The organism is Streptomyces sannanensis (assembly GCF_039536205.1).
GTDB classification, from domain to species: domain Bacteria; phylum Actinomycetota; class Actinomycetes; order Streptomycetales; family Streptomycetaceae; genus Streptomyces; species Streptomyces sannanensis.
Genome location: NZ_BAAAYL010000001.1, coordinates 1,556,155 through 1,569,408, shown reverse-complemented (window position 1 = coordinate 1,569,408; position 13,254 = coordinate 1,556,155). Strand labels below are relative to the sequence as shown.

The window sequence follows — 13,254 nt, the reverse complement described above, 5'->3', positions numbered from 1 at the left end:
CACTTGACTGCGGCTGCTGGGAAACAGCGGAGCATCTCGTCGAGACCTGTTTCCCTGCGCGGTCCAACTCGGACCGCAGCAACCGTCGTTGGACACCGAAGTGTGCGACATCCCGTGAGTTCCCCTGAGCCCGGCTGAGTCCCCAACGCCGTGACCAGGGGGTTCTTTCTCCTTCGGGTGCTCTGCGGGCTTGTGACGTAACTTCGGGATTCTTGAAGCCTCCTCGCCTTCAGTCCGACTGATCCGCAGTCGGACTGAAGGCGAGGAGGCTCGGGTTGGCTGCGTTGGCGGTCGTACGGGACCTGCGTGAGCACTGGGCGTCCGCGTCGGCGGAGGAGCTGGAGCGGTTCGAGACCGACGTGCTGTCCGGGTTCGTTCTCGCGCGAGCCTCAGCAGGGTCCGGTGGCCGAACACCGCGAATCTTCACTTGCTGATCAACAACCAGACCGCCACCAAGACCAGCCGCGCCAGCAACCACCGGATCAGCGCCGCGATGCGCGGGCAGGATGCGACGCTGGAGCGGCTCCGCGTCGACCGGCAACTCGAAGAAGCCCTGACCCACGGGCCCGATCCGCTCCACCTCGCCGAGGTGTTCGGGCTCGACGAGAAGACGGCGATGCGCTACGCGGACTCCGCCCGCCAGCTCCTGGAAACGGCTGCCGAACAGAACGCCTCTGGGGGCCCACAGTGACCTTCTGCCATTCTGCCTGCCATGTCCGCACGAAATCGAAGACTGCCCCGGCACCGTGCCTGGCCCCTGACCACCACCGACATCAACGAGTGCCTCGGCCCTTACATGACCCGCGTCACGGACCTGGGGTTCCTCACCGGGCACGACAGTGGAACCATCGTCCTGGGAGCTGCATGGGTCGCTCCGAACCCCAGCAACTACGGCCTCGGCATTCACCCGGACATGGTCGGCTTCCGCATAGACGTCCACCCGGTCGATGCCACTGAACGTGCTGCCACCCGCGCTGTTCTACGGGCGCATGCCCTCCCGCAACTCCACGAATGGATCACGCAGGCCATCGCCGCCGACGAGACCTGGCAGCTGACCGATCACCAGCACTACTGGCGACTCACCGACGGCCACCTCACCCACCGCGATGAAGCGTGAACCGAGTAACGACACGAACACCCCCACATCAGCGAGATCACACACGCGGGTTCACACAAACCCAAGGGGCTACACCCGGGAATCAGGACACCGGACCCTCGGGTTCCCGCCGACAAGCCTTCAGTTCCCCTGAACCCACGGGCCTCACGGGGGCTGAGGAACATCGCAACGAAAGCCGACGCCCGGCCGGAATCTGTTGCCCGGCCGGGCGTCGGCAGTTGCGCGGGCGGAGTCAGGCGACGTCGGCGCCCGAAAAGGCTGCGGGGTTCGAGGACCGGCGGCATCCCGCGGAGCCGGCCCTCGGTCCTGGATTAGGCCACTGAGCCGTAGAGCCAATTTCCGGCCGCGTCCGCGTCGGGGCTCACGTAGTACTGGCGGATGGCGGCGAGTAGCTCGTCGACGCTCAGTTTGCCGTTGCTGTCGATGTCCAGCTTCTGGAAGGCAGCGGCCCTGTCTTCCGGGGCGGTCCGGAACACTTCCTGCCAGGCTGCGAACTCCTTCTCGTCCACCTCGCCATCCCCGTCGGTGTCCAGCAGTGCGCACACCGCGTCGGCCAGCGGGCGGAAGGAGGTGTCGAAGCCCTCGGGCGAGTCGACGAAGGCACCCGTCATGCAGGCGCGGTACTCCTCGGGCGAGAGGCGCCCGTCGCCGTCCTGGTCGGCAACGCGGACGAGGGCCTCCCAGAAACGGGACATCCCGTCCATCAGGGCCGTGCCCTTCGGCGAGGTCGCCGGCTCACCGAACCGCGAGAGCAGTTGCGCGCCGAGGGTCAGGAGGTCTTCGCGGTCGATGGAGCCGCTGTCGTCCGTGTCGAAGTGCCGGAAGCAGAGGTCGATCTTGCGGTGCAGCAGGGGAGTGCCCGAAAGCGGGGTCATAGGTTGGCCTTTCGCGTGATGCCGGACTGTTCCGGCAAATCCATGGGAGCGGGGCGGTTAGTTGCGTGTGCCGACTGGAAACCGGCAGCGGCGAGATGGTCGAAAGGCGCAGCGATGTGTGAGCCGATGCTGATGCCCTGCAGTCGGGTGGTGCGCAGGAAGGGGATGTTGGCCTCGCCGAAGACTCCGCCAGAGAGTCCTGTGCCGCCGATGACGGGTAGGACGGGCAGGGTGCCGATGTGGCTGTCGTTGACCTTCAGTACGCCGCCGTTGCTGACCTCGTCGGCGAAGCGGTCGATGACATGCGCGTCGCGTGCCCAGAGCGAGTTGCGCAGTCCGTACCGGTTGGCGTTGACGAAGGCGAGCATGGAGTCCAGCAGCGCGTCGTCACCGGCGGAGACGGGGCTGTCGGCCACTACGACGCACATCAGGGGGAAGAATGTTTCCTCTGTCACTGCCTGCATGGTGGCTGCGGGCCCCAGCCCGCGGACTCGGACCAGGGCCGGGGTGAGGAAGGGACCTCTGAGAGAGGGCTGGCCGTGTACGTCGACCAGGGCGCCTCCGCAGAGGAGTTCGGCTCCCTTGTCGACGGCATCTTGGAGGACCTCTTTGAACTGGGAACGTTTGATGACGGGAGTGAGTACGATTTCGGGGTTCTCGGGCGGGCCCACGCGCAACGCGGCCACCCGGCGGTGCAGCCGTTCGGTGAACTCCTCGGCAATGGAGGGGTGGAGCAGGGCGAATTTGGGTGCGAAACACAGCTGGCCCGAGCCGAGGTAGCGCTCCATGGCCGCTTCGACCGCTTGGTCGAGGTCGGCGTCCCGCCACACCATCAGGGCGTCGTTCCCGGCCAGCTCCATGATCGGTTTCTTGCCCGCTTCCAGGCACGACCGGGTCAGTTCCGCTCCTTGGCTGGCACCGCCGAAGAAGAAGATGTCGTCGCAGTGGGGCGAGGCGAGCCAGGTGCGCAGCATCGGGCGTGCCGGCGCACAGAGAACGCTCAGCGTGCCGGGCGGCGCAGCGTGCTGTGTCAGGAGGGGGGCGACGAGTTCGTGGAAGAGGAACGCGGTGCTCAGCGGGACCGTGGGCGGAGCGTTGACTACCAGGGCGTTGCCGGCCGCGAGGGTGAGGATCCCGGCCACGGCGGTGAGCATCGGGGCGTTGCGGGCCGGGTCAAGGCACACCACTCCGTCGGGTTTGCGCACCAGCCGTACCAGCCGGCCTTCCCGCCGGTCCTCCCACACCATGAGTTCGCGTGCGTGCTCGACTGTGTCGGGGTGGGTGATGTTCAGCGCGGCGGACAGAGCCCACTGCGCCACGCGCACCGGGTTGCCTTCCGCGATCAGGACCGACACGAATTGTTCGGCCTGTTCGCGTAGGAGGCGGTGGAACGCGCGGACGAAGTCCAGCCGCCGGTCGAGGGGGACGCGCGCCCAGACCGGTTGAGCCTGGCGTGCGCAGGAGAGCGCGGTCAGAGCCTGATCACCCGTGGAGCGTGCTACCCGCCCGGCCAGCCGGGGATCCGTGTGATCCTCGGGCTTTTCCCGCGCGTGGTCCAGGCGTGCCTTGAGCGCGAGGACCTCATAGGTGTCGTACAGCGTCGCGCTACTGGCGGGCCAGTGCACCCAGCTTTCGCCAGGAACAGGCACCCCGGCCAGCAGGACCGGGAATTCGAGCCGCGCAGCACCACTAGAGCTGTTCACACCCCACATACTTCAGGCCGTCTGTGATTCTGAGTGAACTTTTCCCTCTTTATACTGCGATCGAGGGGCATTCTTCTGCGACTGGGAGGTGCCGTGACTGAATGTGGTAGAGGCAAGTCGATCACCCAGGGGCCCGCCCTCGTCACCGCCGGCATCCCCGGGACCGGAGCAGCCCCCTCGTGCTCACTCCTCGCCGTCGTCGTACTCGTCCAGTCCGGGCGCGTCCGGGTCGCGCAGCGGGCGCAGGCCCTGGCCAGGCCGGCTGGCCTTTCCGTACGCCTCAGGGCGCCACCTGCTGAACGTGGTAAACGACCAGATGATGGGGCTGGGCGGGGTGGTCGTGCCGGGCACGTTGCGCGACTCGCTGTTCATCCTGGACGCCATCCACGCCCGCGACGGTGGGCCGAAGCCGGAGGCCGTCATCACGGACACCGGGTCGTACTCCGACATTGTCTTTGGCCTGTTCGCGATCTGCGGCTACCAGTTCTCACCCAGGATCGCCGACTGCTCCTGAACTCTCTCGCCGGCCTGTGGTGGGCCGACCCGCTTGCCGGGTACGTGCTGGGTTACTCCGCCCTGCGTGAGGTCCGGGAGATCTTCTCCGGCGACCACTGACCAGCCCGCCGCCCAGTGAGGTCAGTGACTGCGGGGCGCGTACATGATCACGGCCATGCCCACGAGGCAGACCAGGGCGCCGATGACGTCGAAGCGGTCGGGCCGGTAGCCGTCGGCGACCATGCCCCAGGCGATCGACCCGGCCACGAAGATCCCGCCATACGCGGCGAGGATGCGGCCGAAGTTGTCGTCGGACTGGAAGGTCGCCACGACGCCGTAGAGGCCGAGGGCGATGACGCCGGCGCCGATCCAGATCCAGCCCTTGTGCTCGCGGATGCCCTGCCAGACCAGCCAGGCGCCGCCGATCTCGAAGAGGGCGGCGACGACGAACAGGGCAACGGAACGCGCGACGGCCATACCGGCTGACCCTACCGGCGGCCCGTGCCCGTGATCTTCAGCGGGTCACCGGACGCCTTGCAGCCGCACCCACCCTCACCTGCGGTCTTCGGTGCGCAGGAGCAGGAGCGGCGGCGCTGGCCCAGCCACCAGGTTCCGGCGGCAGCCGCGGCCAGGACGACGGCGAGGGCGGGCAGCCAGCCCACCACCGCCCCCGCACCGGCGCCGACGACTCCCGCCGTGATCAGGACGGGCAGCGCGCAGCACGCCACGCAGGCCAGCGCGGCCAGGCCCCCGAGCGCCTTCGGGGCGCGCTGGGGACGGGGGTCAGCAGCAGGGTTCGGCATGGCGGTTCTCCTCGGCGAGGTCGGTGAAGGGGATGGGGCAGCAGTCGCTGGCGGCGCAGACGGTCAGGTCGTCGCAGCCCGCCTCCATGGCGGCGGCCAGGGCGGTGCGGATAGTGGTCAGGTCGGCGATCTTCGCGTCGACCTCGGCGAGCTTGGCCGCGGCCCGCTCCTGGAGGCCCGCGACGGGGCGGCTGTGCCGGTGGCAGCCGGCCTCCAGGAGTTCAGCGACCTCCTCCAGCGTGAACCCTAGCCGCCGGGCGGCCTTGATCACCCGCAGCGCGGTCACCGCGTCCTCGCCGTACAGGCGGTGACCGCCATTGCTGCGTTCCGGCTCGGCCAGCAGGCCGCGCCGCTCGTAGTAGCGCAGCGTCTGGATGTTCACCCCGGCCGCCTCGGCGACCTGCCCGCTGCGCAGGCCCGTGCTCACCGCTGCTCCCGGGCGGCAGCGGTCCGTGCAGTAAGGGCGTCCAGGACCGCCTCGTGGACCTGGTCCACAGAGATGTCCAGCCGGATCAGGTCCTTGCCGGGGATGGTGGTGAAGGTGAAGAACGAGCAGCACCCGCTCTCGCGCTCCACCAGGTCACGAACCCGGTCCTCGACGCCCTCTCCGCCTGCCAGGTCAAGGCGTAGGTGGAGTGGCTGGGGCCGGGACAGCGAGGTGAGACGCTCGGCGAACAGCGCATCCCACTCGGCGACCCGCAGGGGCCGTTCCTCGGTGGGTAGCGTGCAGGACTGCGGCACCCACGCAAGATCACTCATCGCGCTCACTCCCGTCATCACGTCCCCGGTGGTGGGGACACCTCCGACGGTAAACCTGTACCTAGTAGAAGACTCATGAAGATCTTGTTGAGGGGCTGTCCGGCCGGAGGCCGGGCGGCCCTTCTGGTCATCCGGTGGCCGGGGCGAGGTGCCAGGTGTCGCCGGTGCGGGTGAGTCCGAGGTTGATCAGTCGGCGGAGGTTGAGGGCGGCGGCTCGGGTGTGGAGCCAGGTGTCGTTGGCGATGGTTCCGCGGTAGCGGAGTTTGCGGTTGCCGTGGTGGACGAGCCAGGCGACGGCGCGTTCGACCGGTGGTCTCCAGCGGCGGTAGTCGGCTTGCCAGTCGGGGTCGGTAGCGGCCTGGCGGCGGGCGGCTGCGAGCAGGTCGTGGTGTGGGCGGATGGTCAGGATGCGGCCGGCCTTGGCCTTGGTGCACCGCTCGCGCAGGGGACATCCGGCGCACAGTTTCCCGAAGGCCGCCTTGCGCTGGTGGTGCTGTCCGCCGGGGTCTGACAGGGGGACCGTGTGTCCAGCGGGGCAGGTCACCGTGGCGGCGGCGGTGTCGATGGCGAAGTCGTCCAGGGTGAAGCCGCCGGGGACGGCCGCCCGTAGCGGGGCGGGCTTGAGGAACAGCCGGTGCCCTGCGTCTTCGAGGGCCTGGCGGGCATCGCCGGTGGAGTAGGCGGTGTCGCCGAAGGCGTCCACCGGCCCGTCCTCCTCGGCGAGAAGGTCCAGGCCGACGGTGGCCTCGTGGTGCTCTGGGCCACTGCCGGGCCGCAGGGCGACGGCGGTGTATAACCCGGTCTCGGGCTCGATGGCCAGGTGGGCCTTGAAGCCGTCTTGCTGGTGGGTGCGGGTTTTGTGGATGTGCCGGGCCTCGGGGTCGACGGTGGAGACCATCCGGTCCTGCGCGGTGCCACGGGTGATGCGCCAGCGCCCGTCGCGGCCGTCGGAGTCCTCGGCGGGTTCGACGTCTTGCCCGGCGACCAGGGCCAGGATGCCGACGGCATTCGCGGCCTTCTCGCCCAGCTCCTGCTCGGGCAGATGCCCGAGCAGCCTGAGCGCGTCACTGACCAGGGCATCAACAAGCGTGGCGCGGGCCTGCTCGTCATTCCAGGCGATCCTTGGTTTGCCCGGGTCGCTGTAGTCATGCGCGGTGCACTGCACGGCTGCCACCTCAGCGGCCCCGGGGACCTCGCGAATTACCGCGCGGACGGCGGCGATGATCTGGGTGACGGTGTCCTGGGTGGCGACCGCATCGTCCAGCACCGTGGAGTCCAGCGCCCGCCGGTGCTTGCCCTTGAGGACACCGGTGGCCTTCACCACCTCGCGCACCGTCTCGAAGACACGGTTCGGCCGCACCGAGCGGGCCAGCCGGCGCCGGAAGTAGGCCAGCAGCGACGGATCGAACGCCATGTCGTGCAGGCCCAGCCCGCACGCGGCCTTCCACCTCAGGTCACACCGCAACTCCTGGACCGTCTCGAAGTCCGACAGCCCGTTAAGGGCCTGCAGCGTGATCGCCGCGGCCAGGATCTGCGGCGGCATGCTCGGCCGCCCGTTCGCCGACGGGTACATGTCCTCGAACGTCTCCGCCGGGAACAGCGCGCCGCGATGCTCGGCCAGGAACGCGAACACACTGCCTGCCGGGATCAACTCCCGGCAGGTCTCCCACACATCCGGCCCGACCGTCTCCCCGGCCCATTCCCCCATCACCACGAGAAAGAGTCTGGCCCCGCCGCTCACGCGGCGGGGCCAGAACCCAAGATCTTCATGAGTCTTCTAGGTACCGATTGCAAGCCCGGCCGCTGGCTCAGCGTCGGGCATGGCCTGGGATGAGCAGGGATCCCGTACGGACCTCCGGCTTGCAGGGCCGGCAGACGTTCCCCGCCTCGATGCCAGGGCGTCGCCCACCATCGGCAGCCAAAGGGGCGAGTTCTCTGCGTTCCTGGCTGATGTTACGGTCGTTACATGAGCGCCGAAGTGTCTGGGCACGAGCCCGAGCGGTTTCTGCTGGTCTCGGCGAGTACGGCCGAGGCTCCGACGGCAACCCGGGTGAGGGTGTGGCGCAAGCTGCGGTTGTTGGGTGCTGCGTATCTGCAGCAGTCGGTGTGCCTGCTCCCCGACCGCGAACCGGTCCGCCGCCAGGTCCAGCGCCTGCTGGCCTCGGTGCGCAGCGACGGAGGCAGTGCCCGCCTGCTGACAGTCGCGGTGGAAGACGCGCAGGAGTACGCCGAGCTGATCGCCGATTTCAACGCGGCGCGGGATGTGGAGTACGCCGAGGTCGTCGAGCGCGCCCCGGAATTGCTGGCGGAGTTGGAGAGGGAGACCGAACGGGGGCGGGCCAACTACGCGGAGGTGGAGGAGTCCGAGGCGGACCTGGAACGGTTCGAGAAGTGGCTGGCGAAGATCGCGTCGCGTGACTACTTCGCAGCCGAGGGCGGTCAGGCGGCCCGGGAGGCGGTGGAACGCTGCCGCGCGGCGCTGGCGGCGTTCGAGGACGCGGCCCTCGCCGCCGAGACCGGCCCGTCCCGTGAGCCCGACCAGGCCGGGCCTGGTCGGGAATTGCCTGGCTCGGCGCGGTTGCGCGCACTGGACTGAAACGACGTAAGGAAGACGCGCATGTGGTGGGACATTCTGATCGGGATCGGCGCCGGCCTGCTGTTCGCCTGGCTGGCGCTGCTGATCGCCTTGTTGCTCATCCGCCCCAAGGGCGCCTTGCTGAGCGAGGCGATACGGCTGCTGCCTGACCTGCTGCGGCTGCTCAAGCGGCTCGCCGCAGACAAGGCGATACCGCGCGGGGTGCGGGTGCGTCTGGCGCTGCTGATGGTCTACCTGGCCAGCCCGATCGACCTGATCCCTGACTTCTTGCCTGTCATCGGTTACGCGGATGACGCGATCATCGTCGCCTTCGTCCTGCGCAGTGCCGTACGGCGAGCGGGAATCGATGCGGTGCGCGCCCACTGGCCGGGCACCGAGGACGGTTTCGCCGCTCTGTCCCGCTTGGCTGGTCTCACGCGCGCAGGCATCCCGCAGTAGCCGTGCCCAACCGGAGCCACCAATGACGCACCCACATCAGCGGGGTACCGCTTCAGGTCCGGGGTGGCTCAACGCCGGGTGTCGCCGGGCGCCAGCAGACTGGGCAGCTCCGCAATGGCCTCCGGCGAGGGCTTGAAGTAGCGGCGGACGTTCTCCGGCTTCTTGTGCCGGGACTTCGCCATCAGCATCAGCAGACTCGCCCCCGCCTCGCCGATGTGGGTCAGGGAGGAGTGCCGGTACTCGTGCAGATCCCAGCCTGTCCCGGGCCCGCGTACCGCGGTGTGCTCGTCCAGCAGCGCGCGGGCCTGCCCGTACGACAGCCGGGCGAAGCCGGTGCGATGGGCGTTGTCGAGACCCTGGTGCACACGCACGAGATGGCCGAGGGCCTGGGCCTCGACTGGAACCCGCCCGCGGACCTCTGCGGCCGGGTGCTGCACCGCCTCTTCCCCGACGCTCCCACCGACACCGACCGCCGGCCCACCCTGCTGTGGGTCACGGGCCGTGCGGAACTCCCCGGTCGGGAGGGACTCACCAAGTGGTGCTGGTACGGGGCTCCGCACGTCGGCTCTTGGTCTCGAGCACACTTCAACTCCTGGAATGCGACGGGTAGGAGAGCCCGAGCCCGTATGAGCAGCAAGGAGCAAGACGTGGGCTACCGCATCCTGGGCGGCACCGGCGGCATCGGCCCGCGCACCATGGGCCAGCTGCGGTCCCTTGCCGTCAAGTGGCAGCGAGCCGCCGCCGGAGACTGGTGCGCCTACGCAGCCGGGATCAGCCGACGGACGAGATCGTCGTAATGCTCGCGGCGGGCCGCTCCAACACAGTGAACTCGGGCCATTGCTCCCGCCATTGCGCCGTCTTGGCCTCATACACCGACCGCGGGGCAAGCACCGGGTTCGGCCGGACGACGAGGTTGAAAACGTCCGACAGCCCATGCGGCGCATACACACGCCACCGGCCGTCCGTCTCCACACGCACTCCCGGACAGCACGTCGTCGCGGTGAAACTGTCGATTGCCGCCTCGGTGGACTCATACGGCGGACACGCCACTTTGAACTTGTCCTCGTACCAGAGGTGAACCCATGCCTCGTTCCGGATCTCAACCTCTGCAGGCTGGCCGGCAAAGACGTCCCGCCCAGCCTTGATCACAGCGTCCTCCGCCTCCCAGGAGAGATCGCCACCGTCGAAGCAGAAGACGTCGCCGTGCCGTCCGAGGCCGTACCAACGTGCCCACAGTGCGACCAGCCGATGAAGTTCGGCGCATGTGCTCTCTGTCAACGGGCGGACGGCGGCAAGAGGGCCTGCCGCACTGTGTGGGGCTGCCGCGAACGGCATGTGTGGTGGAACTGGGCAGACCGGCCTGATGAGCCGGTGGAGCGGTGCCCGCATCCCGATCTCTTCATGGCCTGACTCACGATCACACTGCCCGGCGTGCAACTGACCATGCGTGTGCTCTGTCCGGGCGGGGAGCTGACATCTAACATGTCAGTCCATGAACGCGCTCCGGCCGGTGGGCCGCACTCTGCTGCGTGACAGGGCGTACGAGGCCCTGCGTGACGCCATCGTGCGCGGGGATCTCCCGCCCGGTGAGCCCGTGCGGGACGCGGATCTCGCCGAGCGGCTGGGGCTCTCGCGTGCGCCGGTGCGCGAGGCGCTGGCCCGGCTCGTGGACGAGGGGCTCGTCGAATCCAAGCCGCAGAGCTACACACGAGTGACGCGGCTCGTGGCGCAGGACGTCCGTGACGCAGCGGCCGTGGTGCGGGCCATGCATGAGCTGGCGGCGCGTACAGCTGTGCCGAGGCTCGGGCGCGAGCACATCGAGGCGATGCGCCTGGCCAATGAGCGCTTCGCCCGTGCGGTGGGCGGCGGTGACGTCGACGCGGCACTGCGGGCCGATGACGAGCTGCACGACGTACTCGTACGAGTCGGCGGCAACCACGCCGCCGCCGCGACGATCGCGCGTTACACCCCGCTGATCCGCCGCCTGGAGCGCCGCCTCTTCGGCGACGCGGGCAGCTGCGGCTCGGCGGCACTGCACGACCGGCTCATCGATGCCTGTGCCGCCGGGGACCCCGACGCGGCGGTGCGCGTGACCACGGAGATCTGGCGGGCGCTCGAGGAGCTCGCCGACGACTGAAATCCCAGCCGACGTCTGAAATCCCAGGAGAGCGAATGCCGATCACCGATTTCGACCGCTATCCCCTGCTGTTCGGCCCGTCACCGGTCCATCCGCTCGAGCGGCTGACCCGTCACCTCGGCGGAGCCTCGGTCTGGGCCAAGCGCGAGGACTGCAACTCCGGTATCGCGTACGGCGGCAACAAGACCCGCAAGCTGGAGTACCTCGTCGCCGACGCTCTCGCGCAGGGCTGCGACACCCTGGTGTCGATCGGCGGGGTGCAGTCGAACCACACCCGCCAGGTGGCCGCGGTGGCCGCCCGCGCCGGACTCAAGTGCGTGCTCGTGCAGGAGAGCTGGGTCGACTGGCCGGACGCGGTTTACGACAAGGTGGGCAACATCCTGATCAGCAGGCTCGCGGGCGCGGACGTACGGCTCGTACGCGCCGGATTCGGCATCGGTTTCAAGGAGAGCTGGGAAGCCGCCCTCCGCGAGGTGGAGGCCGCCGGGGGAAAGCCCTACCCCATCCCGGCCGGTGCCTCCGACCACCGCCTCGGCGGCCTGGGCTTCGCCAACTGGGCGTACGAAGTGGCCGCACAGGAACGGGAGTCGGGCGTCTTCTTCGACACCGTCGTCGTCTGCTCGGTCACCGGCTCCACCCAGGCCGGGATGGTGGCCGGCTTCGCCGCCCTGGAGGAGGCGGGCGCCCGCCCGCGGCGGATCATCGGCATCGACGCCTCCGCGGAGCCGGCCCGTACCCATGACCAGATCAGCCGCATCGCCCGGGCCACCGCGTCACTGATCGGTGTGCGACGTGAACTGACCGCTTCGGACGTTGAGTTGGACGACCGCTACCACGCGGGTACGTACGGCATCCCGGACGAGGCGACGCTGGAGGCGATGCGGCTCGCGGCCCGTACCGAGGGCATGGTGACGGACCCGGTGTACGAGGGGAAGTCCATGGCGGGCCTGATCGACCTGGTGTCGCGCGGCGAGATCGCCCGCGACGCGACGGTCCTTTATGCCCACCTGGGCGGCCAGCCGGCCCTCAACGCATACAGCGCGCTGTTCTGACGGCGGGGCGTGGCGGGTCAGCTCACCGGACGAGCTGACCCGTGGCGCCTTCTGTCCAGACACTGCTGCAGGACGTCCACGCCATCAGGAACAAAGGGCCAACGCTGCAGCGCGTCCCGCAGCTCGGCCTCGGTGAGCCAGGCGTGCCAGGCTATTTCGGCCGGATCGGGGACGATGTCCTCTGTGACGACGGCCTCGTGCACACCGAGCCAGTACGGACTGATAGCGCCCCGGCACAGGAACTTGAACACGAACCGTACCGGCGGCCGGACGCCCAGCTCCTCGGCGAGCTCCCGGGCAGCCGCGTCCTCGTAGGACTCTCCGATGTCCACGGCCCCGCCGATCAGCCAGTTGTACTGCCCGGGGAAGCGCGACACGCCCTCGGAGCGGCGGTGCACCAGGATGCGGCCCTGCGCGTCACGACACACGGTCGTCGCGATCCGGTGCAGCCACTTGTTCCGTATCGCCTCCCGCCGGTCCACCACCGCCAGCACCCGGTCGTGCTCGTTGACTCGTTCCACCAGTTCACTCATGGGGTCCACGGTGCCAATGGGGTCTGACAGCGCGGATGCCGGCCGTTGCCACACGCATCAGCCGGCAGGGCAGAGCCGTGCGTATTCGGCGTTGAAGCCGGCCAGCCACCCTTCCTGGAAGCCTCGGTTGTAGTCTTCCGCACCCTGGCCCGCGTAGTCCCCCGGAGGGGTTTGTGGCCGGTCCTCTACGCAGCCGTGTGCGTTGAACCACGACTGGGCGGATAGCGCCCCGCCCTTCTCGCCGTCCTGCCGCCCTTGCGCGAAGTAATCGACCGTGTTCAGTTTCGAGAATTCCACCACACGGTTCTGAATGATCCGAGACTTTTCGACAATCTTCGAGTTCGCATCAATCCTCGGAGTTGTGTATGTGGGTGTCAATGGCGCACAGGGGGACTTTTTGAGCCCGTCGTCATATCCGGCAAGATAACCCTTGTTCCATGCTCTCGCCGCGTGAGCCCAGCCTTCAACCGCTGAATAGGGCTTTTTCTTGGGGTAGCACCCCAACCCCTCGCGATATCCCGTCGAATATCCCTGACAATAGGCTCGGCCGTCTTCGTCCAGTGTTTGCGGGTTGTTGCATTCGGCCGGAGAGGCAGTCACCTCCGAGCCGGGCATCGGGCTCCGGGCGGCCAATTCCCCCGCTGCCGCACCCGAAGAAAGCCCGAATGACAAGATGAGCGGCACGAACAATGCGAGACGGTGCTTGTGAAGCATGCTCCCTCTCCTCACAACGACGGCCAGTATGT

At 68.6% G+C, this 13,254-nt stretch carries 17 protein-coding genes and 3 pseudogenes; 8 read left to right on the top strand and 12 right to left on the bottom strand.

Going from position 1 to position 13,254, the window contains the following annotated elements:
• Positions 1-427: 427 nt before the first annotated feature.
• The gene (locus ABD858_RS07265) at positions 428-691 is read left to right on the top strand and encodes a hypothetical protein (protein WP_345035323.1); all 264 of its coding nucleotides are present in this window, start codon (positions 428-430) and stop codon (positions 689-691) included.
• 21 nt (positions 692-712) lie between these two features.
• Positions 713-1,117 (top strand): hypothetical protein, encoded by a 405-nt coding sequence (locus ABD858_RS07260; protein WP_345035322.1) that lies wholly within the window; start codon positions 713-715, stop codon positions 1,115-1,117.
• Positions 1,118-1,428: 311 nt separating this feature from the next.
• Here the strand turns inward: ABD858_RS07260 and ABD858_RS07255 are convergent, their stop codons facing one another.
• The 3 genes from ABD858_RS07255 to ABD858_RS07245 form a co-directional block, all read right to left on the bottom strand.
• On the bottom strand, positions 1,429-1,992 hold the full coding sequence (locus ABD858_RS07255) for an EF-hand domain-containing protein (RefSeq protein ID WP_345035321.1): 564 nt from the start codon (positions 1,990-1,992) through the stop codon (positions 1,429-1,431).
• The gene (locus ABD858_RS07250) at positions 1,989-3,695 is read right to left on the bottom strand and encodes an aldehyde dehydrogenase family protein (protein WP_345035320.1); all 1,707 of its coding nucleotides are present in this window, start codon (positions 3,693-3,695) and stop codon (positions 1,989-1,991) included. The genes ABD858_RS07255 and ABD858_RS07250 overlap by 4 nt, the downstream gene beginning before the upstream one ends.
• Before the next feature lie 183 nt (positions 3,696-3,878).
• Positions 3,879-4,046, bottom strand: a complete 168-nt coding sequence (locus ABD858_RS07245) for a hypothetical protein (protein WP_345045089.1) — start codon at positions 4,044-4,046, stop codon at positions 3,879-3,881.
• Between ABD858_RS07245 and ABD858_RS07240 the strand changes: the two are divergent.
• Positions 3,970-4,206: pseudogene (locus ABD858_RS07240) on the top strand (Tn3 family transposase); the annotation flags it as partial. The gene ABD858_RS07245 and the pseudogene ABD858_RS07240 sit on opposite strands and share 77 nt — an antisense overlap.
• A 125-nt stretch (positions 4,207-4,331) precedes the next feature.
• Here ABD858_RS07240 and ABD858_RS07235 read toward each other — a convergent pair.
• From ABD858_RS07235 to ABD858_RS07215, 5 genes are all read right to left on the bottom strand, one after another.
• Positions 4,332-4,667: a YnfA family protein gene (locus ABD858_RS07235; protein ID WP_345035318.1), complete on the bottom strand. Its 336-nt coding sequence runs from the start codon at positions 4,665-4,667 to the stop codon at positions 4,332-4,334.
• Positions 4,668-4,678: 11 nt separating this feature from the next.
• Positions 4,679-4,993, bottom strand: coding sequence for a hypothetical protein (locus ABD858_RS07230; protein WP_345035317.1), 315 nt, complete (start codon positions 4,991-4,993; stop codon positions 4,679-4,681).
• Entirely contained in the window at positions 4,974-5,420 is a 447-nt protein-coding gene (locus tag ABD858_RS07225) for a MerR family transcriptional regulator (RefSeq protein WP_345035316.1), read from the bottom strand. Before ABD858_RS07225 ends, ABD858_RS07230 begins: the two co-directional genes overlap by 20 nt.
• A complete protein-coding gene (locus ABD858_RS07220; protein WP_345035315.1) occupies positions 5,417-5,752 on the bottom strand; it encodes a hypothetical protein in 336 nt (111 codons plus the stop codon). Before ABD858_RS07220 ends, ABD858_RS07225 begins: the two co-directional genes overlap by 4 nt.
• 127 nt (positions 5,753-5,879) lie before the next feature.
• Complete coding sequence (locus ABD858_RS07215) at positions 5,880-7,460, bottom strand: IS1182 family transposase (RefSeq protein ID WP_345044323.1); 1,581 nt, start codon at positions 7,458-7,460, stop codon at positions 5,880-5,882.
• A gap of 258 nt (positions 7,461-7,718) precedes the next feature.
• Between ABD858_RS07215 and ABD858_RS07210 the strand changes: the two genes are divergently transcribed.
• Positions 7,719-8,348, top strand: a complete 630-nt coding sequence (locus ABD858_RS07210; protein ID WP_345035313.1) for a Chromate resistance protein ChrB — start codon at positions 7,719-7,721, stop codon at positions 8,346-8,348.
• 21 nt (positions 8,349-8,369) lie between these two features.
• Positions 8,370-8,786, top strand: a complete 417-nt coding sequence (locus tag ABD858_RS07205; RefSeq protein ID WP_345035312.1) for a YkvA family protein — start codon at positions 8,370-8,372, stop codon at positions 8,784-8,786.
• 68 nt (positions 8,787-8,854) lie between these two features.
• On the opposite strand, the pseudogene ABD858_RS07200 reads toward ABD858_RS07205, so the two are convergent.
• A pseudogene (locus tag ABD858_RS07200) lies at positions 8,855-9,121 on the bottom strand (site-specific integrase); the annotation flags it as partial.
• Here ABD858_RS07200 and ABD858_RS07195 point away from each other — a divergent pair.
• Positions 9,116-9,343 (top strand): annotated as a pseudogene (locus ABD858_RS07195) (hypothetical protein); the annotation flags it as partial. The pseudogenes ABD858_RS07200 and ABD858_RS07195 sit on opposite strands and share 6 nt — an antisense overlap.
• 214 nt (positions 9,344-9,557) lie before the next feature.
• Here ABD858_RS07195 and ABD858_RS07190 read toward each other — a convergent pair.
• Positions 9,558-10,031: a nucleotidyltransferase family protein gene (locus tag ABD858_RS07190; protein WP_345044320.1), complete on the bottom strand. Its 474-nt coding sequence runs from the start codon at positions 10,029-10,031 to the stop codon at positions 9,558-9,560.
• Between the two features lie 247 nt (positions 10,032-10,278).
• Here ABD858_RS07190 and ABD858_RS07185 point away from each other — a divergent pair, with 247 nt between their 5' ends.
• Both ABD858_RS07185 and ABD858_RS07180 read left to right on the top strand, forming a co-directional pair.
• Positions 10,279-10,923: a GntR family transcriptional regulator gene (locus ABD858_RS07185; RefSeq protein WP_345035310.1), complete on the top strand. Its 645-nt coding sequence runs from the start codon at positions 10,279-10,281 to the stop codon at positions 10,921-10,923.
• A gap of 35 nt (positions 10,924-10,958) precedes the next feature.
• A complete protein-coding gene (locus ABD858_RS07180) occupies positions 10,959-11,975 on the top strand; it encodes a 1-aminocyclopropane-1-carboxylate deaminase (protein ID WP_345035309.1) in 1,017 nt (338 codons plus the stop codon).
• 17 nt (positions 11,976-11,992) lie between these two features.
• On the opposite strand, the gene ABD858_RS07175 is transcribed toward ABD858_RS07180, so the two are convergent.
• Together ABD858_RS07175 and ABD858_RS07170 are read right to left on the bottom strand one after the other, a co-directional pair.
• Entirely contained in the window at positions 11,993-12,508 is a 516-nt protein-coding gene (locus ABD858_RS07175; RefSeq protein WP_345035308.1) for an NUDIX hydrolase, read from the bottom strand.
• 57 nt (positions 12,509-12,565) lie between these two features.
• The gene (locus tag ABD858_RS07170; RefSeq protein WP_345035306.1) at positions 12,566-13,222 is read right to left on the bottom strand and encodes a hypothetical protein; all 657 of its coding nucleotides are present in this window, start codon (positions 13,220-13,222) and stop codon (positions 12,566-12,568) included.
• Positions 13,223-13,254: the final 32 nt, after the last annotated feature.

Excerpts from the sequence above, each read along its gene's own strand:
- ABD858_RS07220 (WP_345035315.1), bottom strand. The coding sequence starts at position 5,752 with ATGAGTGATCTTGCGTGGGTGCCGCAGTCCTGCACGCTACCCACCGAG.
- ABD858_RS07180 (WP_345035309.1), top strand. The coding sequence starts at position 10,959 with ATGCCGATCACCGATTTCGACCGCTATCCCCTGCTGTTCGGCCCGTCA.
- ABD858_RS07260 (WP_345035322.1), top strand. The coding sequence starts at position 713 with ATGTCCGCACGAAATCGAAGACTGCCCCGGCACCGTGCCTGGCCCCTG.
- ABD858_RS07175 (WP_345035308.1), bottom strand. The coding sequence starts at position 12,508 with ATGAGTGAACTGGTGGAACGAGTCAACGAGCACGACCGGGTGCTGGCG.
- ABD858_RS07210 (WP_345035313.1), top strand. The coding sequence starts at position 7,719 with ATGAGCGCCGAAGTGTCTGGGCACGAGCCCGAGCGGTTTCTGCTGGTC.
- ABD858_RS07230 (WP_345035317.1), bottom strand. The coding sequence starts at position 4,993 with ATGCCGAACCCTGCTGCTGACCCCCGTCCCCAGCGCGCCCCGAAGGCG.
- ABD858_RS07205 (WP_345035312.1), top strand. The coding sequence starts at position 8,370 with ATGTGGTGGGACATTCTGATCGGGATCGGCGCCGGCCTGCTGTTCGCC.
- ABD858_RS07215 (WP_345044323.1), bottom strand. The coding sequence starts at position 7,460 with ATGGGGGAATGGGCCGGGGAGACGGTCGGGCCGGATGTGTGGGAGACC.
- ABD858_RS07235 (WP_345035318.1), bottom strand. The coding sequence starts at position 4,667 with ATGGCCGTCGCGCGTTCCGTTGCCCTGTTCGTCGTCGCCGCCCTCTTC.
- ABD858_RS07170 (WP_345035306.1), bottom strand. The coding sequence starts at position 13,222 with ATGCTTCACAAGCACCGTCTCGCATTGTTCGTGCCGCTCATCTTGTCA.
- ABD858_RS07255 (WP_345035321.1), bottom strand. The coding sequence starts at position 1,992 with ATGACCCCGCTTTCGGGCACTCCCCTGCTGCACCGCAAGATCGACCTC.
- ABD858_RS07185 (WP_345035310.1), top strand. The coding sequence starts at position 10,279 with ATGAACGCGCTCCGGCCGGTGGGCCGCACTCTGCTGCGTGACAGGGCG.